25 protein-coding genes are annotated in these 25,622 nt (G+C 37.0%); 10 read left to right on the top strand and 15 right to left on the bottom strand.

Going from position 1 to position 25,622, the window contains the following annotated elements; all coding sequences use genetic code 11:
- Positions 1-56 precede the first annotated feature (56 nt).
- The 5 genes from putP to AAV97_RS07500 all read right to left on the bottom strand — a co-directional run bounded on the left by putP (position 57) and on the right by AAV97_RS07500 (position 4,818).
- A complete protein-coding gene (gene putP, locus AAV97_RS07520; protein ID WP_046760240.1) occupies positions 57-1,553 on the bottom strand; it encodes a sodium/proline symporter PutP in 1,497 nt (498 codons plus the stop codon).
- A gap of 182 nt (positions 1,554-1,735) precedes the next feature.
- On the bottom strand, positions 1,736-2,590 hold the full coding sequence (locus tag AAV97_RS07515) for an SPFH domain-containing protein (RefSeq protein ID WP_004828156.1): 855 nt from the start codon (positions 2,588-2,590) through the stop codon (positions 1,736-1,738).
- Between the two features lie 23 nt (positions 2,591-2,613).
- Positions 2,614-3,078 (bottom strand): NfeD family protein, encoded by a 465-nt coding sequence (locus AAV97_RS07510; protein ID WP_004828157.1) that lies wholly within the window; start codon positions 3,076-3,078, stop codon positions 2,614-2,616.
- A 136-nt stretch (positions 3,079-3,214) separates the two neighbouring features.
- Entirely contained in the window at positions 3,215-4,132 is a 918-nt protein-coding gene (locus AAV97_RS07505; RefSeq protein ID WP_046760251.1) for a patatin-like phospholipase family protein, read from the bottom strand.
- A 59-nt stretch (positions 4,133-4,191) separates the two neighbouring features.
- Complete coding sequence (locus tag AAV97_RS07500; protein WP_042089355.1) at positions 4,192-4,818, bottom strand: 1-acyl-sn-glycerol-3-phosphate acyltransferase; 627 nt, start codon at positions 4,816-4,818, stop codon at positions 4,192-4,194.
- 186 nt (positions 4,819-5,004) lie between these two features.
- Between AAV97_RS07500 and AAV97_RS07495 the strand changes: the two genes are divergently transcribed.
- The 4 genes from AAV97_RS07495 (at position 5,005) to AAV97_RS07480 (ending at position 10,431) form a co-directional block, all read left to right on the top strand.
- A complete protein-coding gene (locus AAV97_RS07495) occupies positions 5,005-6,255 on the top strand; it encodes an MFS transporter (RefSeq protein WP_009585644.1) in 1,251 nt (416 codons plus the stop codon).
- Positions 6,256-6,720: 465 nt separating this feature from the next.
- Positions 6,721-8,382 (top strand): phosphoethanolamine transferase, encoded by a 1,662-nt coding sequence (locus AAV97_RS07490; RefSeq protein WP_009585616.1) that lies wholly within the window; start codon positions 6,721-6,723, stop codon positions 8,380-8,382.
- A 17-nt stretch (positions 8,383-8,399) separates the two neighbouring features.
- Positions 8,400-9,092 (top strand): DNA-binding response regulator PmrA, encoded by a 693-nt coding sequence (locus AAV97_RS07485; protein ID WP_009585623.1) that lies wholly within the window; start codon positions 8,400-8,402, stop codon positions 9,090-9,092.
- A 1-nt stretch (position 9,093) separates the two neighbouring features.
- Positions 9,094-10,431 (top strand): ATP-binding protein, encoded by a 1,338-nt coding sequence (locus AAV97_RS07480; protein ID WP_046760239.1) that lies wholly within the window; start codon positions 9,094-9,096, stop codon positions 10,429-10,431.
- A 33-nt stretch (positions 10,432-10,464) separates the two neighbouring features.
- Here the strand turns inward: AAV97_RS07480 and AAV97_RS07475 are convergent, their stop codons facing one another.
- Positions 10,465-11,262: a serine/threonine protein kinase gene (locus AAV97_RS07475; protein ID WP_034708197.1), complete on the bottom strand. Its 798-nt coding sequence runs from the start codon at positions 11,260-11,262 to the stop codon at positions 10,465-10,467.
- Between the two features lie 269 nt (positions 11,263-11,531).
- On the opposite strand from AAV97_RS07475, the gene AAV97_RS21540 reads away from it, so the two are divergent.
- A complete protein-coding gene (locus AAV97_RS21540) occupies positions 11,532-11,666 on the top strand; it encodes a hypothetical protein (RefSeq protein WP_265597203.1) in 135 nt (44 codons plus the stop codon).
- Between the two features lie 181 nt (positions 11,667-11,847).
- Here AAV97_RS21540 and AAV97_RS07470 read toward each other — a convergent pair whose 3' ends face one another.
- The 3 genes from AAV97_RS07470 to AAV97_RS07460 all read right to left on the bottom strand — a co-directional run bounded on the left by AAV97_RS07470 (position 11,848) and on the right by AAV97_RS07460 (position 14,832).
- Positions 11,848-12,531 carry a phosphatase PAP2 family protein gene (locus tag AAV97_RS07470; protein WP_005030790.1) on the bottom strand — a complete coding sequence of 228 codons (684 nt, stop codon included), beginning with the start codon at positions 12,529-12,531 and terminating at the stop codon, positions 11,848-11,850.
- 315 nt (positions 12,532-12,846) lie between these two features.
- Positions 12,847-14,034: an ammonium transporter gene (locus AAV97_RS07465; RefSeq protein WP_005030789.1), complete on the bottom strand. Its 1,188-nt coding sequence runs from the start codon at positions 14,032-14,034 to the stop codon at positions 12,847-12,849.
- Positions 14,035-14,346: 312 nt separating this feature from the next.
- Complete coding sequence (locus AAV97_RS07460; RefSeq protein ID WP_009585587.1) at positions 14,347-14,832, bottom strand: hypothetical protein; 486 nt, start codon at positions 14,830-14,832, stop codon at positions 14,347-14,349.
- Between the two features lie 234 nt (positions 14,833-15,066).
- Between AAV97_RS07460 and AAV97_RS07455 the strand changes: the two genes are divergently transcribed.
- Positions 15,067-15,678, top strand: coding sequence for a hypothetical protein (locus AAV97_RS07455; protein ID WP_046760250.1), 612 nt, complete (start codon positions 15,067-15,069; stop codon positions 15,676-15,678).
- Between the two features lie 2 nt (positions 15,679-15,680).
- On the opposite strand, the gene AAV97_RS07450 is transcribed toward AAV97_RS07455, so the two are convergent.
- Positions 15,681-16,304 carry a hypothetical protein gene (locus tag AAV97_RS07450; protein ID WP_046760238.1) on the bottom strand — a complete coding sequence of 208 codons (624 nt, stop codon included), beginning with the start codon at positions 16,302-16,304 and terminating at the stop codon, positions 15,681-15,683.
- A 149-nt stretch (positions 16,305-16,453) separates the two neighbouring features.
- Here AAV97_RS07450 and AAV97_RS07445 point away from each other — a divergent pair, with 149 nt between their 5' ends.
- A complete protein-coding gene (locus AAV97_RS07445) occupies positions 16,454-17,296 on the top strand; it encodes an SDR family NAD(P)-dependent oxidoreductase (RefSeq protein WP_046760249.1) in 843 nt (280 codons plus the stop codon).
- 98 nt (positions 17,297-17,394) lie between these two features.
- Here the strand turns inward: AAV97_RS07445 and AAV97_RS21190 are convergent, their stop codons facing one another.
- Together AAV97_RS21190 and AAV97_RS07440 are read right to left on the bottom strand one after the other, a co-directional pair.
- Positions 17,395-17,793: an SMI1/KNR4 family protein gene (locus tag AAV97_RS21190; RefSeq protein ID WP_171249357.1), complete on the bottom strand. Its 399-nt coding sequence runs from the start codon at positions 17,791-17,793 to the stop codon at positions 17,395-17,397.
- Positions 17,794-17,864: 71 nt separating this feature from the next.
- Entirely contained in the window at positions 17,865-20,759 is a 2,895-nt protein-coding gene (locus tag AAV97_RS07440) for a valine--tRNA ligase (protein ID WP_046760237.1), read from the bottom strand.
- A gap of 336 nt (positions 20,760-21,095) precedes the next feature.
- Here AAV97_RS07440 and AAV97_RS07435 point away from each other — a divergent pair, with 336 nt between their 5' ends.
- From AAV97_RS07435 to AAV97_RS07425, 3 genes are all read left to right on the top strand, one after another.
- Entirely contained in the window at positions 21,096-21,791 is a 696-nt protein-coding gene (locus AAV97_RS07435) for a hypothetical protein (RefSeq protein ID WP_004828190.1), read from the top strand.
- A 79-nt stretch (positions 21,792-21,870) separates the two neighbouring features.
- Complete coding sequence (locus tag AAV97_RS07430) at positions 21,871-22,668, top strand: SDR family NAD(P)-dependent oxidoreductase (protein ID WP_046760236.1); 798 nt, start codon at positions 21,871-21,873, stop codon at positions 22,666-22,668.
- An 86-nt stretch (positions 22,669-22,754) separates the two neighbouring features.
- Positions 22,755-23,519 (top strand): hypothetical protein, encoded by a 765-nt coding sequence (locus tag AAV97_RS07425; protein WP_042089343.1) that lies wholly within the window; start codon positions 22,755-22,757, stop codon positions 23,517-23,519.
- Positions 23,520-23,564: 45 nt separating this feature from the next.
- On the opposite strand, the gene AAV97_RS07420 is transcribed toward AAV97_RS07425, so the two are convergent.
- The 3 genes from AAV97_RS07420 to AAV97_RS07410 all read right to left on the bottom strand — a co-directional run bounded on the left by AAV97_RS07420 (position 23,565) and on the right by AAV97_RS07410 (position 25,559).
- Positions 23,565-24,596: an agmatine deiminase family protein gene (locus AAV97_RS07420; protein WP_042089413.1), complete on the bottom strand. Its 1,032-nt coding sequence runs from the start codon at positions 24,594-24,596 to the stop codon at positions 23,565-23,567.
- 174 nt (positions 24,597-24,770) lie between these two features.
- The gene (locus AAV97_RS07415) at positions 24,771-25,199 is read right to left on the bottom strand and encodes a YbjQ family protein (protein ID WP_042089342.1); all 429 of its coding nucleotides are present in this window, start codon (positions 25,197-25,199) and stop codon (positions 24,771-24,773) included.
- Between the two features lie 9 nt (positions 25,200-25,208).
- Positions 25,209-25,559, bottom strand: coding sequence for a YbjQ family protein (locus AAV97_RS07410; protein WP_004828198.1), 351 nt, complete (start codon positions 25,557-25,559; stop codon positions 25,209-25,211).
- Between the last annotated feature and the right edge of the window lie 63 nt (positions 25,560-25,622).

The raw sequence follows: 25,622 nt of genomic DNA, 5'->3' as shown, positions 1-25,622 counted from the left end.
TAATTCAGCGCAGATAAAGCATTAAAATTCCCCCTTTATGAAAAGGGGGGATAGGCTTAAACAGATTCTTTGTAAATTGCATCCGCTTTTTCAAAACGTTCAATCATATCTGTTGAAGGTGCTTTGCTGATCAAGCTAAATAAAATAATGGTGATAAAAGAACAAATAAAGCCTGGAATAATTTCATAAATACCAGTTGTTGCAAATACTGGAATATTTTTCCAAAGGATCACTACAAGCGCACCCACAATCATACCTGTAAGAGCGCCAGATAAAGTCATCCGTTTCCAGAAAACAGAAAGAATAATCAATGGACCAAATGCAGCACCAAAACCAGCCCAAGCATAAGCGACTAAACCTAAAACCTTCGCCTCAGGATTACTGGCAAGAACAATAGCAAGAACAGCAATCAGTAAAACCATTAAACGACCTACCCAGACCAGTTCTTTTTGAGATGCAGTCTTACGAATAAATGCTTTGTAAAAATCTTCTGTCAAAGTGCTTGAACACACCAATAACTGGCAACTCAGGGTACTCATGACAGCAGCAAGAATAGCCGCTAAAACGATACCTGCAATCCATGGGTTAAATAGAATTTTAGTTAATTCCATAAATACCGTTTCAGGATTGGCATTGACCGTTGCCGCTAATTCAGGATGCATTTGGAAGTAGGCAATCCCAAAGAAACCAGCAGCAACTGCACCGCCTAGACAAAGTGTCATCCAAGTCATACCAATACGACGTGCATTTGGGATTGATTTCACCGAATCTGCTGCCATAAAGCGAACCAGAATATGAGGTTGCCCAAAATAGCCTAAGCCCCATGCTAAAAGTGAGATGACAGCAATACCACTCAAATCTGTAAATAAACTATAGGCTTGAGGGCGTGCTGCGTCTAATGCTGCATTTACTGTAGTCATATCACCTAAACTGAGTATGGTGACAATCGGGGTCAGTAATAATGCAAAAATCATCAATCCTGCTTGAATGGTATCTGTCCAACTGACAGCAAGAAATCCGCCAATAAATACGTAACTGATTGTCGCAATAGCACTGATCCAAAGTGCCGTACTGTAAGACATGTTGAACATGCTTTCGAATAAACGCGCACCTGCCACCATGCCAGAAGCACAATAGATGGCAAAGAAAATAAGAATCACAACAGCAGACACAACCCTTAAAATCTTTTTATGATCATTAAAGCGATTTGAAAAATAATCGGGAAGTGTAAGTGAGTTATTTTGAATTTCAGTGTGGACACGCAAACGACCTGCAACCAGTAACCAGTTCAGCCAAGCGCCCATGATTAAACCAATGGCGATCCACATTTCAGATAGACCTGATAAATAAATTGCACCAGGTAAACCCATCAGCAACCAACCGCTCATATCAGATGCACCTGCAGACAATGCAGTAACAAAACTGCCTAAACGACGTCCACCTAAAATATAATCATCAAAACTGGTTGTGGCGCGATAAGCGACTAAGCCAATGATGACCATTGCAACTATATAAAATAGAAAGGTAATTAACGTGGGGTTAAGGGAGCTCATACGATATCCATATACGTGGAAAGATTCAGATTCAAGGTGGAATCTAAAATAACGTGAAATTTAACCACAAATTACAAAAAAATGCTGATCATTTCTTATACGTTAAAACAGAGTGCTAAATTTCGAAGGCAAAAAAATAGGTAACCTTAAGATTACCTATTTTGACTTTGGGGATGAGGGAGTTAATTATTTCTGCCCATAACACCACGAATGGTATTCATAATGTCGGCTGGCAACACAACTGTTTTAGCATTATTAGATTTCGCCATATCTTGCATCGCTTTTACATATTGCTCACCAAGTAGATAGGCAACAGGAACTTCTTTGTCACCAACGGCAGAGGTGACCATTTCAATCGCACGTTGAGATGATTCAGCAAGAACAACTTGTGCTTCTGCATCACGACGAGATGCTTCTAAACGACCATCTGCTTCTAAAATAGCAGCTTGTTTTTCACCATCTGCTTTAGTCACTGTTGCTCGACGTTGACGTTCAGCGGCAGCTTGAGCCTCCATGGCAGCTTGCATGGTATGAGAGGGTTGAATATCCTGAATTTCTACAGTTTTGAGGGTAATTCCCCAATCTGAAATATCATCTGAAATCGCTGCTTTTAATTTTGCTTTGATGTGATCACGCGAAGACAAAGCATCATCTAAATCCATTTCACCAACGATTGAACGGAGTGAAGTTTGTACAAGATTTTGAATTGCCCATGTATAGTTTTCAATACCATAGACTGCTTTCTCAGGTGTCGTCAGGTTGATATATGCAACAGCATTCATCACCAAAACAGCATTATCACGAGTAATAACTTCTTGTGACGGGATATCTAAAACGATATCTTTGGTTGTGACTTTATAAGCAACTTCATCGACATAAGGGATGACGAAGTTTAAGCCAGGGCTTAAAGTAGAATGATATTTACCTAAACGTTGTACAATCCATTTGTAACCTTGAGGGACAATACGAACCCCCTTAAAAATGGTTACAGCAACGAATACAAATAAGACTAAAACAACAATAGAACCAAAACCCATTTAATTTTCCTCTTTATTCTTCATTATTGAGATGATGAATGTAGCTGTACAACTAAATCATTACCTAAAATATCTGTCACACGTACACGGTCACCCACTTGTACAGGTGATAGGGTACGGCAGTTCCATTCATCAGAACCTAAAACAGGCATCGGAAAGCGCACGCGAATCTGATCATGACTGAGTCCAGTTTGAATGACCATACCGGTTTGTCCAATCGTTGCTTCACGCGGAAGCCCAGCTTTGGTTTTATCTATAGAAAGTGGTTTGACGAATTTAAACCAAGCGACAGTACAGATGATGGATAAGATAATCCAACACACGACTTGTAAGGCAAAGCTCATACTTGGAAACAGCCAAAACAAAATACTGACCACAACTGCAGCGATACCAAACCACAAGGCAGCAAATGCAGGTAGAATAAGTTCAGATAAGATCAGCAATATGCCAAGTACAAACCAATGCCACGGTTCAAAAATAAAGTCCATAATCTACCCTGGTGATTATCATTGGTATAGATGACGAATCATCTCTACCAATGTAGCAGATCATTTTAATACTGCATATAAAAACGTATTTATTCTTATATTCAATTAGGATGAAGCGAAGTATTTCATGATCCAGTTAAAACTTTGCTCGTGGCGCAGGTTTTAAAGCAGCAGGGGATTTTTTAAAGTTTGAGATCGCATTCTGAATTGCAATAATTTTACCCTGTGCGGCTTTTTCACCTTCTAAAATTGCCTGATTACTTGATTTAAGGTCAAGTGTTCCTAAATGCCCAACTTTAGGTTGTATCACAATATTGGCTTGAGCCAATTCATTATTGATACTTTGTTGCCCCATGATATTAATGGTTTGATCTAATAATCCCCACATATTCATTGGCTGACTACCACTCGGTCGAGCAGAAATATCAACAGCGATGACAATATCCGCGCCCATATCACGCGCAGTTTGTACTGGAATAGGACTTACTAAGCCCCCATCAACATATTTGGTGTTTCCAATTGTCGCTGGCACAAATACATTGGGAATACTACAAGAAGCACGGACAGCCTGACCTGCATTGCCCTTAATAAACTCTGCTTTCTTGCCGTTGTCTAAACGAGTTGCGACAGCTGCAAAACGAATCGGAAACTGTTCGATCGGTTTATTGGCGACATTGCGATTAACATAATCTTGTAGTTTTTGACCAAGCACGATGCCTTGGCTACTTAAAGTTAAATCACGTAAATCAGATTCTTTTAATTGTTGGGCAATTTGTTGCATTTGATAAGGGGTTTTACCACTGGCATAGATGCTACCAACAAAGCTCCCTGCACTGGTGCCTGTTACAATTTTTGGCTTTATCCCATGAGATTCTAAAACCTTAAGTACACCAATATGAGCAAAACCTTTTGCACCGCCGCCGCCAAGTGCAATGGCAATAACAGGTTCACGAGCCTTAATTGCTGTGGTTTGGGTTGGAGTTTTTGCTGTCTTGTCACAGCCAACGAGGGCTAGACCCAATAAGCCTATAAAACCAAGTTGTTTAACACGCATGGGAATTACTTTTGTCAAAAATATATGCTGCACATCTGAACAGATTGCATCTTTTTTTTCTAGCCATTTTTCCATAGTTTTTGTAAAGGAAGTGATAATAAATGCGGACGTTTAGGTGAAAAGTTTCCTTTAAAACGCGCTAAAATATCATCTAAATCTTTGTCATAGTCACCTGTAGGCTGTAGTGTGCCTAAGCAATGAATACGTTTTTTCTCATAATCTAATGAAAAGACAGCAATTGGAATACCCGCACCCATGGCGATATGATAAAAACCGCTTTTAATCTTTTCTGCTCTTTTTCGGGTGCCCTCAGGTGCAATTGCAATCCAGATTTTTTCCTGTTGTTGAATCACTTTGATAATTTGCTGTGTCAGCCCATGTGGAGAGTCGCGATGAACGGGAATAACACCAATCCACTCAAAAAGAGATTTCAATGGCGTTTTAAACAGGCTGTCTTTGCCAAAAATGGTGACTTTAACACCAATCCCTAACATCGCAAGAAAGGCATATAAACCATCATAGTTTGATGTATGGGGAGCAATAAACACCACGGCTTTAGGTAAGTTCGGAAACTCACCCTCAAAACCCCAGCCTTGAACCAAGTAAAGGTTTTTAAATATATTGCGACTGGTGGTATTGCCACGCTGGGGCACTTGATCGGGTATATTTGGAAAATTCTGTGACATCGTATTTTTATGTGACTGCTCTTGTATTGGTATTCATTTTTTGCTTAATACAACATAGACATCCATCCATTGGATATCCGCAAAATGTAAATATTACAAAATTTGCAAATTAAAGCAATATATCAAATTTAAAGTGTTCAATCATTGCAGGTGAGTCAATGTTGATGATTCTTGAGTCGAGTTAGCATGCCATATCATTATTTATTGTTATTCTCTTTATATTGGGCTCAAGGTTTACCTGTGGGATTTATGACCCATGCGTTGCCAGTGATCTTACGTGCTCAAGGTGTTTCATTGGCTCATATTGGCGGTTTTGGACTGTTAATGGCACCATGGGCAATTAAAATTTTATGGGCACCTTTGGTGGATCGTTATGGACATCACCAAGCAGGGCATTATCGTAGTTGGATTATTCCCACCCAGATTTTAACCATTGTCATTCTGGTTATTTTATCTTTCTTACCGATTCAATCTTTAAATGAACCACGGTTTTTATTTCTGTTTTTTATTGCATTGCTGTGTATGAATAGCATCGGTGCAACTCAAGATATTGCTACTGACGGTTTGGCAGTAAGAATATTAAAAGAAGAACAGCAACATTTTGGTAATATGTTTCAGGTTATTGGTTCTCGCCTAGGGTTTATTGTAGGTGGTGGAGCAATTTTATGGGCAATGGATTGGCTCAGTTGGCAGATGACTTTTCTTATTTTGGCCGCTATCGTTGCTTGCAATACACTGCCAATTTGGTTTTATCAAGAACCTGAACATCTACGTATTGCCAGCAAAAAGACATCACATCAAACAAATATAGATCGCTTTGAATGGTTTAGAGATTATTTAAGGTATTTCTTTGAAAATAAAGAATTAACAGCATGGTTTTTTGTACTTTGCACAATCAAAGTTACAGATGGATTTGCAGGTCCAATCACTAAACCGTTATTGGTTGATTTGAAATTGAGCCTTTCTCAAATTGGTATTTACATTACAATGCTGGGCGCATTTTCTGCACTATGCGGCGCTGGGTTGGCAGGATTGTTTTTAAAGAAAATAAAACGTCATCAAGCCTTATTGTTATTTTCTGTCTTGAAATTAATCAGTTTAGCAGGTTTCGTTTGGTTGGCAGTTTTATATGAACAAGCCGTTCCTGTTGCGCCGTGGATAATTTATCTGATTAATGCTTTAGAAGACATGTTTGCTGCAATGTTATTGGTGGTGATTTTAACCTTGGTAATGCAGTATAGCCGAAGCGAATATGCTGGAACTGATTTTACTTTTCAAGTTTCAATCATGGCAAGCATCAGTGGAGTCCTATATACAGTAAGTGGAATGATTGGAGATCAACTGGGGTATTTAAAATTCTTAAGTTTAATTTTACTTGTAGGTATGTTTTGTTTAATTCCAATTATATATTGGATGAGAAATATGTATGAAAAGTAATATTATTTAGATAAACAGTATTATTCTCGATTAAGATATTGATTATTGTTTTAAATTTTCTTATTTTAAAATGAATTTAAATATCAACTTAAACAATAGCATTTTATTTATGATTTAGAGGTCATTATTTTACATTACATTTAGATAAGACAAAAATTACTTTTTTGTCAATTTTAAAAGTATAGAAATTAATTCCTGTATGATTTTTTTATTGGCTCATTCTTTTGACACCGAAGAATGAGCCAATCCAAATTGAATGGGCAGAATTGATTATCTATTAGGTTATAAAATAATATGTAACAACCATTATAAATATTTATTCTAGTTTGAATTTCTCAAATAATGAGAAATTTTAAGGGATTAAAATTTGAGATTAATGCTGTTAGGTACTCAAAGAATGCTTTTAAGTTCAATTTAAGCTTCATTTTTTAACTTAAGGTCATTGAAGAGAGTATTGCTACAGTAATGTCTAATTTAATACAACGTATCAAACAACGAGAAGTCTCCATTTCCCTCACTGCCTTTAATTTTATTGTTGCAGTCTGGTTAGGGCTATGCCTGAACTTTGGTTTTCTGGGCAAAGTTCAAGCGCTTACTCCTTATCAAGGTATAAAAGCCCAGCTCTTTTTGATTGCTACAGCTTTAGTATTGATTGCTTTATACAATCTATTACTACAGCTCTTAGATTGGAAATGGACCGCAAAATTCTTTGCAATCATTCTGGTATTTATTGGTGGTTTTAGTGCCTATTTTGTCAATTCATTGGGTGTGATAATTTCACCTGATCAAATTCAGAACATGGCACAAACTGATTCTGGTGAAGTTGCAGACTTGCTCTCTTTTCAATTTTTTGCATGGACCGTTAGTTTTGTTATTTTACCTATTCTTTTGATTTTATGGATCCGTATTAAACCAGAAAAAATAAGCAAGATTGTGCTTTTTAAAGGGCTTAATATTGTGGGTTCTTTAGCTGTTATTGGTGGATTATTATTTGTATTCTATGTCGATTATGCAGCTATTTTTCGTGAGCATCGTGATCTAAAAGGTATGATTTCACCTCAAAACACAGTGGCTTCAACGCTTTCATATTTCCATAAAAAAGCACCTAAAAAGAATTTGCCTTTGATTCGTTATGGTGAAGATGCACATATCGTTGAGGATATTGCTTTACAGCATAAACCCAAATTGATGGTTTTGGTGGTGGGTGAAACAGCACGCGCAGAAAGTTTCGCGTTAAACGGTTATGCTAAAAATACCAATCCCGAACTATCTAAGCAGGCGAATATTATTAATTTTTCTCAAGTTAGTTCATGTGGTACTGCAACAGCTGTATCAGTACCTTGTATGTTTTCAGGTATGCCACGTGTAAATTATGATGAGCAACTTGCGAGTCACCGAGAAGGATTATTGGATATTGCACAACGTGCAGGGTATAAGGTGACTTGGATTGATAATAATTCAGGCTGTAAAGGTACCTGTGATCGTGTTGAGAAGTTTGTTATTCCTCAAGAATTAGAAAAGAAATGGTGTCAAGGTGGTGAGTGTCTAGATGGTATTTTGGTTGATAGTTTAAATGTATATCTCAAGCAATTACCTAAAGATGACAAACAGCCTCATTTGATTGTTTTACACCAAATGGGCAGTCATGGACCAGCTTATTACAAGCGTGCGCCGAATGAATTTAAGAAATTTAAACCAACCTGTGAAAGCAATGCGATTCAAGGGTGCTCTTCAACTGAATTAATCAACACTTATGATAATTCGATTGTCTATACTGACCATATTTTGAATCAAGTGATTGAAAGCTTAAAGCAGCAAGACAACTATCGAACTGGTTTCTGGTATTTGTCTGATCATGGTGAGTCTACAGGTGAGCGTGGCATGTATTTGCATGGCGCACCTTATGCAATTGCGCCTACTCAACAGACTCATGTCCCGATGTTCATGTGGTTTTCAGAGAACTGGAAAGCTGCATCTGCAAAACAAATTAATTGTTTAACTCAACAAAAAGCAGCAAAATTGAGTCAAGATAATTTATTTCCAAGTCTTTTGAGTTTATTGAATATTCAAACTCAGGTGATTGATCAAAAGAACAATATGTTGCACCAATGTGCAGTGAACAGTTGATTGAAAGGACATAGAGCATGACCAAAATTTTAATGATAGAAGATGATTTTATGATTGCAGAATCATCGAAAACATTGTTGAAATACCAAGGCTTTGATGTTGAATGGGTCAATAATGGCTTAGATGGTTTAAAACTCATCTCAGAAAAACAATTTGATTTGGTTTTACTCGATTTAGGCTTGCCAATGATGGACGGAATGCAAGTTTTAAAGCAAATTCGTCAACGTTCAGGTTTACCTGTACTGATTATTTCAGCACGTGATCAATTACAAAATCGTGTTGATGGTTTAAACCAAGGTGCAGATGATTACTTGATTAAACCTTATGAATTTGATGAGCTGGTAGCGCGTATTCATGCATTATTACGCCGTTCTGGAGATGCTACAAAAGAGGTGATGGGGCAGTCATCAAACTTGTTAAAGAATGGTGAGATTGTTTTAGATGTTGAACAACATATCGCAACATTGAAAGGTGAGCCAGTTGAGCTGTCTAATCGAGAATGGGCAATTTTGATTCCACTGATGACGCATCCCAATAAAATATTTTCTAAAGCAAATTTAGAAGATAAATTGTATGCTTTTGATAGTGAAATCAACAGCAATACGATTGAAGTTTATGTTCATCACATCCGTTCAAAATTAGGTAAAGATATTATTCGTACAATTCGTGGTTTAGGCTATCGTTTGGGGCAAGCACATAAAGCAGAATAATATGGGAACTGCATTTTCTCTAAGAAAGCGTTTAATTCGTTATACCTCTATCTTTAGTATTTTATTGGGCTGCGTATTAATTTTTTCAGCTTATAAAATTTCTTTAGAAGAAATTAATGAAATTCTTGATGCACAAATGGTTTATTTGGCGGAGCGGGTTGAACTTAACCCTCGACCTATTCAAAGCCATTTTGATGAGCATAAGCGCTATCATGAGGAGGATCTATTTATAGATGTGTGGTCTTATGCAAAACCTCAACAGGTTCCAAACACCCCTCATCATGTGATTATTGAGCCTAAGCAGAAAGCTGGGTTTTATAGTCAAGAGACCGCAAATGGGACATGGATTACCTATATTTTACCGACAGCGAACTTTCAGATTCAAATTAGTCAACAGGAAAAAGTCAGAGAGCATTTGGCTTTAGAACTTGCAGGAAGCATGTTTTTGCCTTATTTGTTGATTATTCCATTTGCTTTATTGGGCTTGGTCTATATTATTCGCCGCAGCTTAAAGCCTTTAGAAGACTTTAAATCTGAATTGGCAAAGCGTGATTCTAACTCGTTGGTGGCGATTCAAAATGCGCATTATCCAGAAGAATTATTACCTACCATTCAGGAAATGAATCATTTATTTGAGCGGATTTCTGAAGCACAACAAGAGCAGCGGCAATTCGTAGCGGATGCTGCGCATGAACTCCGAACCCCCATAACAGCATTGAATTTACAAACTAAAATTTTAATGAGCCAATTTCCTGAAGAGGAAAATCTAAAAAACCTCAGTAAAGGTTTAGCACGTATGCAGCATTTAGTGACGCAGTTACTTGCTTTGGCGAAACAAGATGCTTCGCTGAATCATGAAGTGCAAGTCACGCAATTTAAACTGAATGATGTTGCACTCAATTGCGTCGAGCAATTGATGAATCTAGCGATGGAAAAAGATATTGATTTGGGTTTTATACGTAATGAAATTGTTGTGTTAAAAAGCGTAGAACATAGCCTTCATTCAATTATTTTTAATTTAATTGATAATGCAATTAAATATACACCTGTCTCAGGAATGATTAATATTTCAGTCTTTGCCGATATCCATGATTTTGCTTATGTTTTAATTGAAGACAGTGGTCCAGGCATAGACACAGAGATGTATGATAAAGTGTTAAAACGTTTTTATCGTGTGCATCATCACTTAGAGGTGGGAAGTGGTTTAGGTTTGTCGATCGTGGATAAAGCCATACAGCATTTGGGTGGCGAGCTATTACTTTCTCGCAGCGAGGAATTAGGCGGTTTAAGTGTTTTGGTTAAAGTACCTGTTCAACTCAATATTAAACCTATCGAATAATCTCAAATTCCTCAATAAATGAACCATGTCCTTTTAAATCAAAGGAAGTGGTTCATTCTTTTTCATATACTGGAAAAATGTCAGGCATTTATGCATTCTTCGCCCATCACTCCCTAATTTTTCTAAACTAAAATTTGCAACCCAATTCAGTTTGTTCCCAATTCGACAGATTTCATTATACTTCGATTTGCATGGGTAGATTTCAGCAATAAAAATATCACACGCTTGTGCAATTTCATCATCATTGAAACGGAATGCTGTTGAAAAAATAAAACATAACCAATCACGAATTTGGCAAGTTTCTAGATCTAGCATTTCGCCTGGGTCTGTTTCAAAGTCGATAAAAGTAAATTCTTTGTGGCGATTGACTAAAATATTGCGCGCAAAAGCTTCGCTGAGATAACTTCCTTTCTGGTGAACTGCTTGAATTGCTGAAATTGCTTCACGAAAGAATTCTAATTTTTTCGCTGTATTCCCCTCCATTCTAATCAATGCTTGGTCAAGTTGCATGACCTGATCACCAGCGTCTTCAATCAATAGACCTTGAGAGCAATTCGCTAAAATCTGAGGTGTGGGAATACCTAATGACTGTAATTCAGTGAGACGATGAACTTCACAATAAATTGACTTACTCCCACCATAGTTAGGAATTGGAGTTAAAGCTTCAATATTAAGAATGCGTGCAACCCATTTTAATGGCATATAAATCCATGCAGAGTGTCGTTCTGAAGCTTTTTTAAGCCACACTTTGCTGTTATCCAATTGATAAGGTTGGATATTTGAGTCTTGAGCTTTAAGGGTATTACGGAGAAATTTAGAAAAATTACTCATATTTACACGCATAACATTACTAAATTGTTTTGAGTATAATCAAAATATATTAAATTGTAAAAATTAAGATTAGTTTAATAATTTAATATTTAAATTTTGTAAAATTTCAGCCTTTTGAATTATTCATTTGATCTCTTCCATTAATTAAAAATGATCGTATCCAATGAACTTTATGGTTTTTATACAAATTACTAGAAACCTTAGTGAGTCTCTATTTTATATTGTTGAGTTATAGACGGTCTTTCTATAATGGTGATATGGATGTTGCTATGTTGAATAAGGAGCGTGAACAAAGCAAAGCACTGTTTTGTTTGCAGCGCAAGAATGCCGTTGAACAAAAAATGGTTGAGAAAAGTGAAGCATCACCTGCGCAAATTTATTTAAACTTTAGCTGTAAAGTGTGAAAATGAAAGTTTAAAATCTTTCAATAATATTTTTATCACATTGATTTTATTGATTAAGAAAAATTATATTTTACTCAATGCGTTTTAACAGATTGACTATAATGTATAAATATTAAAATTTATGATGATTTAGAACAGCCAAAGAGTCATCCTGCGACCTTGACCCTATAACGAAAAGTTGTTATTGGATTGCGGTTCTAAATTTATTATAGAAAATACGATAGACCAATAAATTAAACGTATAAATAATCCAACCTGTCCAAAGATTATGGCTAAGGAAATGTGCTCCACGCATCATTTGTCCCCAACCTGTAATAAAGCCAAGAACAAGCCCTAAACATAAGAAAAAATAGGCGATTTTAGGATTCGATTTTCTAAAAACAAAAAATCCTGTGAGCAGTGAAAAACCTGTACTTGCATGACCACCTGGAAAACAATGACCTTGGGTTGCAGAAAAATCCCAAACATAACCAAATGCAGTAGATTCGGTCATCGACCATGGACATGCATGTGCTGAGTGTGATTTTAATAATCCAATCAAAACAGTAGATAAAACACTGACCCAAAATAAATAACCAAGTTGCCATTTAAAGGCTTTGAGTTGATCAAACTTAAAAGAAGCAATCCATGAGAGTAGGATAATGACAAAAAAACCAATGACCAAATGTTTAATCAATTTATGATTGATTTCTACTAAAAACCAGTTATTTTTTAATGGAAAATTTCCAGCAGAATCTATCCAAGGGTGGATCAACTGCATATCAATTGCACCACCAACCGGGAACATGAATAATAATATTAAAAATAGTATTCCCAATAATAAACTGTTTTTTAAAAAGAATTTATGCGACTCTAAAAAAGGCATGAAAAGGATCACTCAGTTGAATCATTTTAATCGTTTGCTATTAGAAAAAAATAAACTTAAATCAGACTTAATTAACCAACTCATTAAAAGAACTGACGAGTTTGATGTCTGTTCATAATAAAAATGATTCAGCTTTAAGTGATTATCATTCTACTTATTATTCCAGTAAAAAGTCTCTTAAAATAGCAATCCATCATAATGAAATATTGATGATAAATAATGGGCATGGAGATTAATTTATTGTCATTTAAATAAAATATAAAAAAGCGGCTGCGAAAGCCGCTAAAAAAGAAAAATAGAATAAAATGTTAAATATTAAAACATCGCATCCTCAGAGTTTGCTGAAATTTTATGTATGGATAAATCTGCTCCACGAAATTCATCTTCTTGTGATAGGCGAATACCCATAGTGACTTTGAGTATACCATAGACAGCAAATCCACCTGCAAGCGCAAGCAAAATGGCAAGCAGTGTACCAATGATTTGTGAGATCATGGATACGCCTCCGATTCCTCCCAACCATTGTTGTCCGAATAGCCCAACAGCAATGCCACCAAAAGCACCGCATACCCCATGCAAAGGCCATACCCCTAAAACATCATCAACTTTAAGTTTGTTTTGTGTATAAGTGAACAATTTGACAAAAATAAAACCTGCACAGATACCAATGAGCAGCGCACCAATTGGATGAACGACATCTGAACCAGCACAGATTGCAACTAAGCCAGCCAATGGACCATTATGTAAAAAGCCAGGATCTTCTTTGCCAAAGAAATTTGCAGAAAGTGTACCGCCGACCATCGCCATCAGTGAATTAATCGCAACTAAACCTGAAATGGCATCAACACGTTGAGCACTCATCACGTTAAAGCCAAACCAACCAACAATTAAGATCCAAGAACCTAATGCCAGGAAGGGAATTGAAGATGGTGGGTGTGCACTGACACGTCCATCTTTTTTATAACGCCCATTGCGTGCACCGAGGAGTAAAACTGCTGCCAATGCAATCCATCCACCCATAGCATGAACAACCACTGAACCAGCAAAATCATGAAATCCTGCACCAAATGTATCTGCTAACCATTTTTGCAATCCAAGGTTGCCATTCCAAGCAATGCCTTCAAAGAAGGGATAAACCAAAGCGACAATAAAAAGCGTAGCAATGGCTTGAGAGCGCATTTTTGCACGCTCTGCAATACCACCTGAAACAATTGCAGGAATAGCAGCAGCAAAGGTTAGCAAGAAAAAACAACGCATCAAATTGTAGCCGTGTTCAGCGGATAGCGTGGTGCCTGTATGGAAAAAATGCTGCCCATAAGCAATATAATAGCCAATAAAAAAATAGGCGATTGCTGAGATTGAAAAGTCAGTAATGATTTTACTGAGTGCGTTGACTTGATTTTTATGACGAACTGTTCCCAATTCTAAAAAAGCAAATCCTGCATGCATAGCGAGTACAAGCACTGCGCCAAGCAAAAGAAAGAGAAGATCAACGTTTTGCATATACGATTCTTTTTGGTGCTATATGTCACAAATTGGTTCAAGTATAACCAAGCAAATCTATTCGTGAAGTATCTGACTGTATGAAAAAATAGATCAAAAAATTCAAAATATTATTAAGACTCGATATAAAGCAAAAGCCTGCACTAAATTGGAATTATTGCACTAAGTTGATGCAATAACAAAACATAGCTTAATTTTTAAGACATTGATATTTATTAAGTTAATTTTTATGGTTGAATGTTGAGTGTTAAAAATAAAATTCGCACTTAAAAACAATCCGATCAGTTGTATCAATGAAATTCAAAAAAAGTCTTACTTTTGCACTGTAGGGCTTGAACATGCTTTGTTTTTGTATTCCAAACGATCCTTTTCAAATTTTTGTCCGTTCCATTTATACACGTTAAAACATTTTGATCCATCATTGATGGCAATATCTGGCCAACCATGTCTGCCTAAAGTTGAAAGAAATTCAGGTTGACCGCGACTATTAAAAATTCGAACCCATTTCCGATCAGTTTGTTGAGTGACAATATAAAATCCAATCCCTGTGTCGGCATAGCATCCAATACCACCATCTACCACAATTGCATCAGGGCGACCATCTTTATTCAAATCACCATAATATGAAATATTGCCTAAACTACAACGGCTTTCCCAACCTAGATTGGTTTTTTTAAATTTTGCACTTTTAAAAATCTCTATTTGGATCTCTTCAGGTATTTTGGGAAGTGTGGCGTGACTCATTTGAGCCAACAATATGGACAGCATGCTTGAAATAAAAATTATGATATCTTTCATCGTTTTACCTAATTGTTTTGTGATTTGGTTATCATTATTTTTAAAATATGTATTTTAATCAAGCTTTTGTTGTGTAATGACAGGATTAATATAGGCTGAAAATAATTTCAACACTCAGTTTAATTTTTATCATTAATAATTTCATGTGCTTAGGAGGGTTTAGTGATATTTTTCAGAGTTGTAAGTAAATATTTGATATAGAATTAAAGAATGTTAATGATCAATATAAAAAGCATGATTTCTCATTTTTGCAGTTATTATTTTAAAACCGTAACCTGTTGCTTTGTACTCAGCTTTTTATCTCATTCACTTTTTGCTCAAACTACCCAATATAAAACTTATCGTTCTAAAGTACTGAACTGTGGTGATGCCACATTTCAAGTCATTTCACAATGTGATGATTCAATAGATGGAGCAGAATCAGGAAGTGCGGGGCAGATACGGGACTCTTGTTCATCCAGTCAATTGCTGATCAACTGGAAAGGACAACAGAAAGTTTTGAACTTCCCAATCACCACGCCACAACAGAAAAACTTCTTAGAACATAAAGGTTATCATTTTAACTCTGTTATTCAATTTGGTGATTGGGCACCACAGAGCTTGGCATGTGGTCAAGCACAAGGTATTACAGGTTATTTTGTGATTGTGAATCAAGCTACGACCAATAATATCAATCAAGAGTATCGTGGCAAAGGTTCATTGAGTGAAGCCCCTATTGTATTAAACCTGAATGGAAGCTTCACCAGTGATTCAATCAAACAAAAAATCTATATTTTGCAAGAACAAAATAAACTTAAAATTTCTAAAGTAATTAGTGCAAATGCGATTTTTGCCGATGAAGAATAGGATTAACACAGATAAATTCGTTTGATTCTATTGTTGTCTAAGAAGAAAACAGATGCGCCACAAGTTTCTTCAATCACATTCACCTGAACACCATCTCCTTTAAATTTTAGATAGTGTTTAGGATCAATTTGCTCATCAGCGATGATGTCTCCGTTTTCACCGAAGCGATATTTTTCATCAATATAGATACCTGTTTTTGGCGCAACTTCAAAGCGTCCAAAAATATCAAGATCTTCACCTTCTTCTTCACTTTTATAGTAATAAACCTTGTCGCTGTCGGAGATCCGAAATTCAAAAAGATATTTCATGCCTTTTTGATTTGGATTTTTCAATACACGAAAGGCATCTCGTTTGCCATCTCCATTAAGGTCAACCAATAAGGGGTGTTTTAAATAAGTCGTATCTATGTGATAGCCTTGTGACAGTGGTGTAGGATTATTGACCAGTTGCTCTGTTGCTGATTTGGTCGGTAATGTTTGAGCTGGAGTAACAGCAGGTTTAACTTGCTGTAGATTTTTTTGCACTGCCGTTAAGTCAGTTGCTTTATCTTCTATTGACGTGGCAGGCTTTTCATGACACCCAACAAGAAAAATGATTAAAGTTCCAAGAAAAAAATGATGATTCATGTGATTTAAGTAATTTATTTATTTTCGATACCTCAGATTCTATCTTAAAAATTGCTTTTGTGAGGTCAAATGTCCTAAATTGAGCTTAGATTGTATGGTTGTTAATTCACATTTACTTAGCTTGGTTGAACAGGTCAGTGGAGAATATTTTGATTGTTTCAAATTCTGATCAAATTGTATCTGTTGTGATTACCGGTGGAACTCGTGGAATTGGTTTAGGCTTAGCGGAAGCTTTTTTAAAGCTGGGTTGGTCAGTCATGATTTCAGCACGGAATAGTACTCAACTCAATCAAGTAGTTGCTGATTTAGGGGTACGTTATTCAGCTCAGCGAATTTGTGGCGTCTGTTGTGATGTGGCTCAGTATGAAGATCTCCAAAAATTATGGGATGAAACAATTTTAAAATTTGGTCAGGTCAATGTCTGGATCAATAATGCTGGTACGTGTAATGCGGCAAGAACCTTTATAGACATTACTTATACTGACATAGAAAATGTGATTAAAACCAATATACTTGGTACGATGCTGGGTTCACAAGTGGCGTTAAAAGGTATGGCTCAACAAGGTTTTGGGCAAATTTTTAATATGGAAGGTTGGGGCAGCCGTGGCGAATGGAGCGCAGGAATGACGCCTTATGCAACCAGTAAGCGGGCAGTTGCCTATCTAAATCATGCATTAAATAAAGAAGCCAAACAAAGCAATATTTTGATTGGTACCTTAAGCCCTGGAATGGTGGCAACAGATTTGTTGATTTCTTCTTGGCAACAAGGTGAAGTTAAAAACTGGCACAAAATGAAATGGCTATTTATGTTTGTGATCGACCCACCTGAGCAAGTGTGTGGTTATTTGGCAAAACGTATAAGCCAAAATAATAAGCGCAATGCGCGTATCGTCTGGATGACACCGTGGCGTTTGTTGCTTCGTTTTTTTCAACCTTATTATTGGAAAAGAAATCCTGTACAGGGGACAGCTTTGGATCAACTGAAAGAGTAGTGACTTTGCTGTGATACATTCTTGGAATGATATTGAAAGAGCATACTTCCACCCTCTCCTAAAAGGAGAGGGATCTCCATTGTGTATAGAATAATTATTTAATGAGCAATGAAATTATCCTCATGATTACAAACCTTATTGTGCGTGTTACAGATTTCATAAATGCCTAATTCATTACCATATTCATCTAGTTTGACGGCATATGCAGTTATCCAGAGTAAGAATTCTGAAAATACAAAACAATTCGCATGAGGAAAGTTTTCTAGACCTTTTAAGTCTTTTGTCGGTTTAAATTCAGTTAAAGAAAAGAACGAATAGCCCTCATCACCAAAATTGGCTTCACCTGTACCATTGAATAAAATAAAATATTCTTTAAAAATTTGTGGAAGTTTAACCTCGTATTTTTGTTCGAATTTTATTATTTCTAACAGTGTCGTTGGCTGATTGATACGTAAATTTTGATTGATGAAATGTTGTTTTAATTTTTCAATAACCATGATTATTCTACTCAAAAAAGAAGGAAGCTTAATTAAGCTTCCTTCTTCTAAGACAAAATTACAAGCTTAAATTAAAGCGCCGCAATCTGTTCCATATTGGCTTTGATTTTCACCAACTGATCAGCAAACTCAGTAAGCTTGGCTTTTTCACCTTGAACCACCGCAGCAGGCGCTTTCGCCACAAAACCTTCATTGGCAAGTTTAGATGCAATCTGATCATGTTGCTTTTGCACTTTATCTAAGTCTTTTTGCAAACGCCCAAGTTCAGCTTTAGGATCAATCAAGCCTTTCATTGGAACAAATACAGATATACGACCCACAACAGAAGACGATGACAATGGCGGTTGTTCAGCATCTGTTAGGAAAGTAATACTTTCAACTTTAGCCAATGCTTTAAACAATGGTTCAATACGTGCAATCTGCGCTTTTTCGGCATCTGTTGTGTTTTGTAGCAATACTGGCAATAAACGGGCATTACCTAAGCCCATCTCACCACGGATATTACGTACCGCACCAATCAAACCTTGTAATCCAAGCATATCTGCTTCAGCCTGTTCGTTGATACGTTCAGGATTTGGTACAGGATATTGTGCCAACATGATGGTTTCGCCTTGGAGACCAATCATTGCTGCAAGTGTTTGCCAGATTTCTTCAGTCAAGAATGGCATGATTGGATGCGCAAGACGCAAAGATGCTTCCATCACTGAAAGAAGAACACGGCGAACTTCAGCTTTACGCTCAGTCGATACATTTTCATCATTGAGTACAGGCTTAGTCAGTTCTACATACCAGTCACAGTATTCATTCCAGATGAACTCATAAATCGCTTGTGCAGCCAAATCTAAACGATAGGTCGCAAACGCTTGTTGAACAGCAGCTTCTGCTTTTTGTAAACGGCTGACAATCCACTGTTCAGGAAGTTCCCAAAGATCTTGACGGACTTCCTGACCAATCGGCTGTTGTTCACAGTTCATCATCACGAAACGTGTTGCGTTCCAGATTTTGTTGGCAAAGTTACGGTAGCCCTCAACACGTTTCATATCGAACTTGATGTCACGACCCGTATTGGCAAGTGCACAGAATGTGAAACGAACCGCATCTGTACCGTAAGCTTGGATACCTTCTGGGAATTCTTTACGAGTTGATTTTTCGATCTTGGCAGCTTGTTTAGGATTCATTAAACCTGTTGTACGTTTTTGTACTAAGGTTTCAAGATCTACACCATCAATCAAATCTAAAGGATCAAGTACGTTCCCCTTAGATTTAGACATTTTTTGACCTTCACCATCACGCACCAAACCGTGAACATACACAGTTTTAAATGGAACTTGTGGTGTACCATCTTCATTTTTCATGAAGTGCATGGTCATCATGATCATTCGGGCAACCCAGAAGAAAATGATGTCAAAACCTGTGACCAAAACATCTGTAGGATGGAACGTATTTAAGAAATAGTTTTCTTTATCTTTCGCTTCATCGCCGGTCCAGCCCAATGTTGAGAATGTCCAAAGACCTGAAGAGAACCATGTGTCGAGTACATCTTCATCTTGGTTTAATTCAACATCAGCCGCAATATTGTTTTTCGTACGAACTTCTTCTTCAGAACGACCAACATAGATGTTGCCTTCAGCATCGTACCAAGCAGGAATACGGTGACCCCACCAGAGTTGACGTGAAATACACCAGTCTTGAATGTTGTTCATCCAAGCCATATACATGTTGCTGTATTGCTCTGGAACGAATTTGATTTCACCATCTTTTACTGCTTGGATTGCAGGTTCAGCCAAAGGTGCAATTTTTACATACCATTGGTCAGTTAAGAGAGGTTCAATGATTACGCCAGAACGATCACCACGAGGTGGCTTCAATGTATAAGGCTGAATTTGTTCTAACCAACCTTCCGCTTCAGCTTGCTCAACTAACTTTTTACGCGCAGCAAAACGTTCTAAACCAACATAGTCTGCTGGTGCAGGAATCGTTTTAGAAATCGCTTCACCTGCTTTGGCAATATATTCAAACTCAGCCAAAATTTCGGCATTTTTGTTGAAAATATTGATGATTGCGAGTTCACAGCGTTTACCCACTTCATAGTCATTGAAGTCGTGTGCAGGGGTGATTTTTACACAGCCTGTACCGAATTCTTTGTCCACATATTCATCTTTAACAATCGCAACCGCACGACCTGTGATAGGTAAAATAATATTTTTACCGACAAGATGCGCATAACGTTCATCATCTGGTGCAACAGCAACGGCAGTATCACCAAGTAAAGTTTCTGGACGTGTTGTTGCAACGACGATGTAATTTTTACCATCGTGAGTTCGTAGTGATTGATCTTCAAAGAAATATTTGAAGTGCCACAATGAACCTTGTTCTTCCTTATCAGATTCAACTTCTAAATCAGAAAGCGCAGTTTGTAGTTTTGGATCCCAGTTAACAAGGCGTTTTCCACGATAAATCAAGCCTTGCTCATGCAGTTTTACAAATACTTCTTTAACTGCATTTGAAAGACCATCATCCATGGTAAAGCGTTCACGTGACCAGTCTACAGATGAACCAAGACGGCGAATTTGACGGGTAATTGTTCCGCCAGATTGTTCTTTCCATTCCCAGATTTTATCAATGAATTTCTCACGACCAAGGTCATGACGGCTGATGTCTTGGGCAGCCAATTGACGTTCAACCACCATCTGCGTCGCAATACCTGCATGGTCGGTACCTGGTTGCCAAAGGGTATTTTTACCAGACATACGGTTATAACGTGTCAAAGCATCCATGATGGCATTGTTAAAACCATGACCCATGTGCAAGCTACCTGTGACGTTCGGTGGCGGAATCATGATGCAGAATGAGTCGCCTTTACGAGAAGGTTGGAAATAACCTTTCTCTTCCCAAGTCTTGTACCATTTTTTCTCGATCTCGGTAGGATCGTAGGTCGTAGCAATGTTTTGCGCTGAATCAGTCATAGTAAAAACAGATCAAAAGTAAGTAAAAAATTGCATTCATTGTAGCAAATATTCTTCAGGAATGTTGAATCCTGTTGTGGAGTATTTACGTTGAATAAATTAAATATGAATAATCTTAGTTTTGATTGAATTTTTTGCTAAAAAATATGACAAATGTTGGAAAATAAAAGTTTTTAACTTGGTCATATTTACAAATAGTTTTTTTAGGTTATTGATTTATTGACATTATTTTATTGAGTTGCGATGTCGGTGAGAGTATTTAAAGACAATGCAACATTTATATGGTTTTGTTAAGATCAAATCTAGTCGGATAAAACAACAACAGGGTGTAGTGCAATGCAATATAAAATTGATTTATTAATCAAACAACACACTTATCAAGAGTTGAAAAGTATTACTCAAAATTTAAATAATGGGGAAAAGCGGGATTTGGCAAAACAATTGGGCAATGTGTTTACGGATATGTCTTGCCAAGTATTAGATCAAGTTTTTGGAGCTTTACTCGAAGAACAGCGTAATAACCCCACATTAGATGCAACTGGTCAAAAAAAGCTGAAAGAGGCTGAACAAATTTTTTCTCAAATCGAAGGGGCTTTTAAAAAATATATGCCTTGGTCGATTTCCTTTTTTAGTAATGATCGTTTAAAACCAGTAGCAAATCATATTCTTAAAAAATTTGAGGATTCAGATGCAAGCGAGGTGGTAATGTATTACCAATTAGATCGCCATCTTGGAGAAGAAGCGAGCAGTAACATCCAAAAAGTGATTGCTGGTGACACGCATGCTTTACCAGCAACCTTAAAAAATTTAGTTAAAATTATTGATCTGGGCGTATCTGAGTTTATCCGTGATCCTAAGACATTGTTAAAATTTAATTTTGTCGTTGATAAGACCTTAAATGGAGTAATCAATATGATCACCAGTACAGGGTATAAGCGCTTAGAAAAAGTGGGTGAGGAATATAATCCAAGTCACCCTGAAAAAGCTCAACATTATGCGAAACATTTTAGTAAGTTTTTGGTTGAGGCTTAAAGTCTAAATAAAGATGCCTGATTGATTTGACCTGCCTCGTGGTCTAATATTTATTTGTCCTATTCAAGAGCATAGTTACATGGAAAGTTTAGATGGAAAGGTGGTTTGGATTACGGGTGCATCATCAGGTATTGGTAAAGCTTTAGCTGCGGAATGTGCATTGCAGGGTGCGCAGGTGATCTTAAGTGCTAGACGTTTTGAAGAGCTGGAAAAAGTTCGTGTAAGTTTGCTTCACCCTGATCATCATCTTTCCGTAGCAATGGATATTACTGATGAAGCACAAGTTCGTCATGCTTATGAACAGGTCCTTGATCAAAAAGGGCGTATAGATTTGTTGATCAATAATGCCGGTTTAAGTCAAAGAGCATTGATTACAGAAACCAGTATGCAGACCGAACGTGCAATCATGGAAATTGATTATTTTTCACAAGTTTTTTTGACTAAATTGGTATTACCTACATTTATTGCTCAAAAATCAGGACGAATTGCTTATGTCTCAAGTGTTGCTGGGCTGTTAGGAACACAATATCGTGCAACATACTCAGCGGCAAAGGCGGCTATTCATATGTGGGCAAACAGTCTACGGGCTGAAGTGGCGCAGGATGGGGTAAAAGTTTCGGTGATTTTCCCTGGTTTTGTGAAAACCAACGTTTCATTTAATGCTTTAAATGGGGCAGGTAAGCCACAAGCACATCAAGATGAAGCAATTGAAAATGGCTTGGAAGCTGATGATTTTGCAAAGCAAACTGTTTCAGCGCTTTTAAATGGTCAAGAGTATATTGTAGTCGGTGGAGCTAAAGAAAAGTTGGGGGTGTGGGTATCACGTTTGTCTCCTACAACTTTGTATAAGATGATCCGCAAGATGAAAGTGAAGTAATTGAAGCTACTTTATTTAAATACATCTAGTAGCAATTGATCTATCTATAAATATCTGTCCATACACTTATGTTATATGAGATACGCATGCAAAAAATTATAAAAATTATATTTAAAATAAGTGGCTTATCTTTTGTTTTAAGTGGCGCTGCTTATGCTGGTCTGTGTGATGATCATCAAGTGGTCAACAAGGTCTTGAAACAAGCCAAAATTACGAAGGCTGAACAGTCATTGATTCACTGTAAATCTGACCCTGTTGATGATTCATCGATGATCATGGCTTATGCTCAGTGGATTTCTGTTAAAGATCGTCCAGAAGAAGGTGAATATTATTTGGATTTAATCAAGTTTAAGCCTGAAAACTTAAAGGTTATAGATCATTATCGTGTTACTGAACCTATGGTTTCTGATGCAATTAGTTTGGATTCAATTGAGTTGGATACAGCAAATTATAAAGTCACTGAATCAAATCGTGCATTGGGATTGAGATTGAATTATTCAGGGCATTCACAGCCCAATCCATTTTCCATGCAACTTTTAAATTTATATGATCTGAAAAATAAAAAGCAAATTTTGGACAGTTTGATTGTCACCCGAGATCGTGCAGAAACAGATATGGATTGTAATGCGGATGCAGAAGAGCGTACTTCTACGCTAGTGATGCAGAAAAATCAAACCAAAAAATATACCGATATTCTGGTCAATAGCAAAATTAAACGTTATCAGATGCAAATAGTCGCTGAGGAATGCCAAGAGGTGAATCATCAATTCAAACAGCAACGTTTCACATTAAAATTTGATGGCAATCAATATCAAATTCCTCAAAGTTATAAAGATGAATATCAATATTAACAACAAGGTAGATCTTGGTTTATGGTCTGTAGTCTTGGTTAAGCGTTAAGGTGCTTTGATTAAAAATTTAGACATCAATTCCGCATTTTTCCCTCTCAACTGCCATGACATACACCGAACACCACCACCCATTTTGCAGACTTGAGCGGATTGAACAGGAATAACGGTTCGTTTGGTCAGTCGGCGAATCTGTTGCAGTGCAACAGCATCCTGTTTGATCCCAAATTGTGGAAAATAAATCCGTTCAGGAGTTACCAGCATATTGGTATATAAGCCACAAGCGGAACCAAATTTTTCATCATAAATTTGGCTGCCATCATAAGGCGTCACAATCTCATGAATCTTGATGTTGGGAATACCTCGTTGCAAATCTGCTTTGAGTTGTTTCGAATAGTCAAGATCTTCTGGATATGAGTTGATGACAACTGTTTCTTTTTCGATAAAGCTGACTACTCCATCTGCATGTTCTAAGCCACCTTGTTCATCTGCTTCAATAAATGCAATATGTTTTGCACTCGTCAGTTGAATTAGTTTTTGCCGTGCAGCAGTTTCAGATAAATGATTATCAGATAAAAATTTAGTGCTGATCACCACATTCCCATAACCATCTTCAACCCAATTACCACCATCGTTCAGTAATGGAGTTTGGATAAATTGCAGTCCTGCTTTTTGACTATATGCTTTAAAGTCTGCTTGAACATCATCGGAAATGGCTTGAGCTTTTTTGCCTCCACCTTGTCCTGCTGCTGTATAACGAAAAAGAATAGGTTGATTGGGATTAGCACTACTAAAATCACGCATCCAAATATCTTGCATTGGCGCTATAGCAACATGCTGTTTTCCCAAAGCTTTGACATAATCTGGATAAAGCTTTTGATCGGTTAAAATTACAACATTATCACCATGTTGAATAATTTTTTTCGCATAATCGACATGAAAATCAAAAATGTCATCGATGACTTTTGAATAATATTTATCATGGCTTTGTGGTGAGGCAAGTACAATTAATTCTGCTTTTATGCTCAATGGAAGCATGGTGATCAATCCTATGCTAAGTTGCAGTGTTAAATTTTTCATTAAGCCAAGCCGATGTGCATCATTAAAAAGTTGTAGTTTTTTACAACCAAATCTAGGATATAACAGTTGAATCAATCCTGAGATTATCCGTGATCTGGCTAGCTGAAGTAAATCAAGATCATTCATTTTTGTACAGAACAAAACGAATGATCGATGTTTAAACACATACAATTATTAGGTTGCCGTACCATAAGCAAACACTTCAACCATGCCGCCTTGCATGCCGAGTTCGGTTGTACTTAAACGTAAGCCCATAATATGGGTTGATCCTACTTTCTCAGCTTCTTGTTTTAAACGTACAATTGCTTCGCGCCGTGCACGATCAACTACAGTTTCATAAGTGGTTAAACGTCCGCCAAAAAAATTCTGAATTTGTGCAATGATGTATTTAAAGTAATCATGAGAAATGACCACATTACTACTGATCAATTGCCCTTGACGTTCAGAAGTCTGAAACTTATTGGTATCAATACGAATATGTGCAAGGCGTTGTTCTTTTTCCGCCAATTCCTTTAGATGCCTTTGTTCAATGAATCGCCCGAAGCCCCATCCAATAAAAAACAGAACCAGTGTTAATCCGATTTTAAAAATTAAACCATCCATTTACGTTGCCTAATTTGAAAATGGGTCGGGAAGTTGTGTTTGCTTTGGCTCAACAATTACTGCTGTACCATAAACAAAAAGTTCTGATGCGCCTTGTGCAATATTTGAGGTGGAAAAACGAATCCCCACAATAGCATTGGCACCCAAAGCTTGTGCTTTTTCAATCATTCGATTCATGGCTTCTTGGCGCGATTCTTCTAATAATTCGGTATAGCCTTTCAGTTCACCGCCCACAATATTCTTTAAACCAGCCATCAAATCACGACCGACATGCTTGCTTCGAACAGTACTTCCGTAAACCACATCAAGTTGTTGCTTAATATTGTGGGCAGGAACAGTTTCCAAATTGCTTAATTTCATTGTTTTTCAATATTCAATAATGATGATTTGTTTCCAACATAGAAAATTCTGCTCCAAAATGCA

This window comes from Acinetobacter sp. Ag2 (assembly GCF_001005515.1).
In the GTDB taxonomy this organism is placed as follows: domain Bacteria; phylum Pseudomonadota; class Gammaproteobacteria; order Pseudomonadales; family Moraxellaceae; genus Acinetobacter; species Acinetobacter bereziniae.
The sequence above is the reverse complement of the archived record's forward strand: the minus strand, read 5'-3'. Positions and strand labels throughout refer to the sequence as shown.

Excerpts from the sequence above, each read along its gene's own strand:
- AAV97_RS07450 (WP_046760238.1), bottom strand. The coding sequence starts at position 16,304 with ATGAATCATCATTTTTTTCTTGGAACTTTAATCATTTTTCTTGTTGGG.
- AAV97_RS07490 (WP_009585616.1), top strand. The coding sequence starts at position 6,721 with ATGTCTAATTTAATACAACGTATCAAACAACGAGAAGTCTCCATTTCC.
- AAV97_RS21540 (WP_265597203.1), top strand. The coding sequence starts at position 11,532 with ATGTTGAATAAGGAGCGTGAACAAAGCAAAGCACTGTTTTGTTTGCAG.
- AAV97_RS07440 (WP_046760237.1), bottom strand. The coding sequence starts at position 20,759 with ATGACTGATTCAGCGCAAAACATTGCTACGACCTACGATCCTACCGAG.
- AAV97_RS07510 (WP_004828157.1), bottom strand. The coding sequence starts at position 3,078 with ATGGACTTTATTTTTGAACCGTGGCATTGGTTTGTACTTGGCATATTG.
- AAV97_RS07485 (WP_009585623.1), top strand. The coding sequence starts at position 8,400 with ATGACCAAAATTTTAATGATAGAAGATGATTTTATGATTGCAGAATCA.
- AAV97_RS07435 (WP_004828190.1), top strand. The coding sequence starts at position 21,096 with ATGCAATATAAAATTGATTTATTAATCAAACAACACACTTATCAAGAG.
- putP (WP_046760240.1), bottom strand. The coding sequence starts at position 1,553 with ATGAGCTCCCTTAACCCCACGTTAATTACCTTTCTATTTTATATAGTT.
- AAV97_RS07460 (WP_009585587.1), bottom strand. The coding sequence starts at position 14,832 with ATGAAAGATATCATAATTTTTATTTCAAGCATGCTGTCCATATTGTTG.
- AAV97_RS07470 (WP_005030790.1), bottom strand. The coding sequence starts at position 12,531 with ATGCCTTTTTTAGAGTCGCATAAATTCTTTTTAAAAAACAGTTTATTA.
- AAV97_RS07515 (WP_004828156.1), bottom strand. The coding sequence starts at position 2,590 with ATGGGTTTTGGTTCTATTGTTGTTTTAGTCTTATTTGTATTCGTTGCT.
- AAV97_RS07455 (WP_046760250.1), top strand. The coding sequence starts at position 15,067 with ATGATTTCTCATTTTTGCAGTTATTATTTTAAAACCGTAACCTGTTGC.
- AAV97_RS07420 (WP_042089413.1), bottom strand. The coding sequence starts at position 24,596 with ATGAAAAATTTAACACTGCAACTTAGCATAGGATTGATCACCATGCTT.
- AAV97_RS07505 (WP_046760251.1), bottom strand. The coding sequence starts at position 4,132 with ATGCGTGTTAAACAACTTGGTTTTATAGGCTTATTGGGTCTAGCCCTC.
- AAV97_RS07495 (WP_009585644.1), top strand. The coding sequence starts at position 5,005 with ATGCCATATCATTATTTATTGTTATTCTCTTTATATTGGGCTCAAGGT.
- AAV97_RS07465 (WP_005030789.1), bottom strand. The coding sequence starts at position 14,034 with ATGCAAAACGTTGATCTTCTCTTTCTTTTGCTTGGCGCAGTGCTTGTA.
- AAV97_RS07410 (WP_004828198.1), bottom strand. The coding sequence starts at position 25,559 with ATGAAATTAAGCAATTTGGAAACTGTTCCTGCCCACAATATTAAGCAA.
- AAV97_RS07500 (WP_042089355.1), bottom strand. The coding sequence starts at position 4,818 with ATGTCACAGAATTTTCCAAATATACCCGATCAAGTGCCCCAGCGTGGC.
- AAV97_RS07480 (WP_046760239.1), top strand. The coding sequence starts at position 9,094 with ATGGGAACTGCATTTTCTCTAAGAAAGCGTTTAATTCGTTATACCTCT.
- AAV97_RS07425 (WP_042089343.1), top strand. The coding sequence starts at position 22,755 with ATGCAAAAAATTATAAAAATTATATTTAAAATAAGTGGCTTATCTTTT.
- AAV97_RS07430 (WP_046760236.1), top strand. The coding sequence starts at position 21,871 with ATGGAAAGTTTAGATGGAAAGGTGGTTTGGATTACGGGTGCATCATCA.
- AAV97_RS07415 (WP_042089342.1), bottom strand. The coding sequence starts at position 25,199 with ATGGATGGTTTAATTTTTAAAATCGGATTAACACTGGTTCTGTTTTTT.
- AAV97_RS07475 (WP_034708197.1), bottom strand. The coding sequence starts at position 11,262 with ATGAGTAATTTTTCTAAATTTCTCCGTAATACCCTTAAAGCTCAAGAC.
- AAV97_RS21190 (WP_171249357.1), bottom strand. The coding sequence starts at position 17,793 with ATGGTTATTGAAAAATTAAAACAACATTTCATCAATCAAAATTTACGT.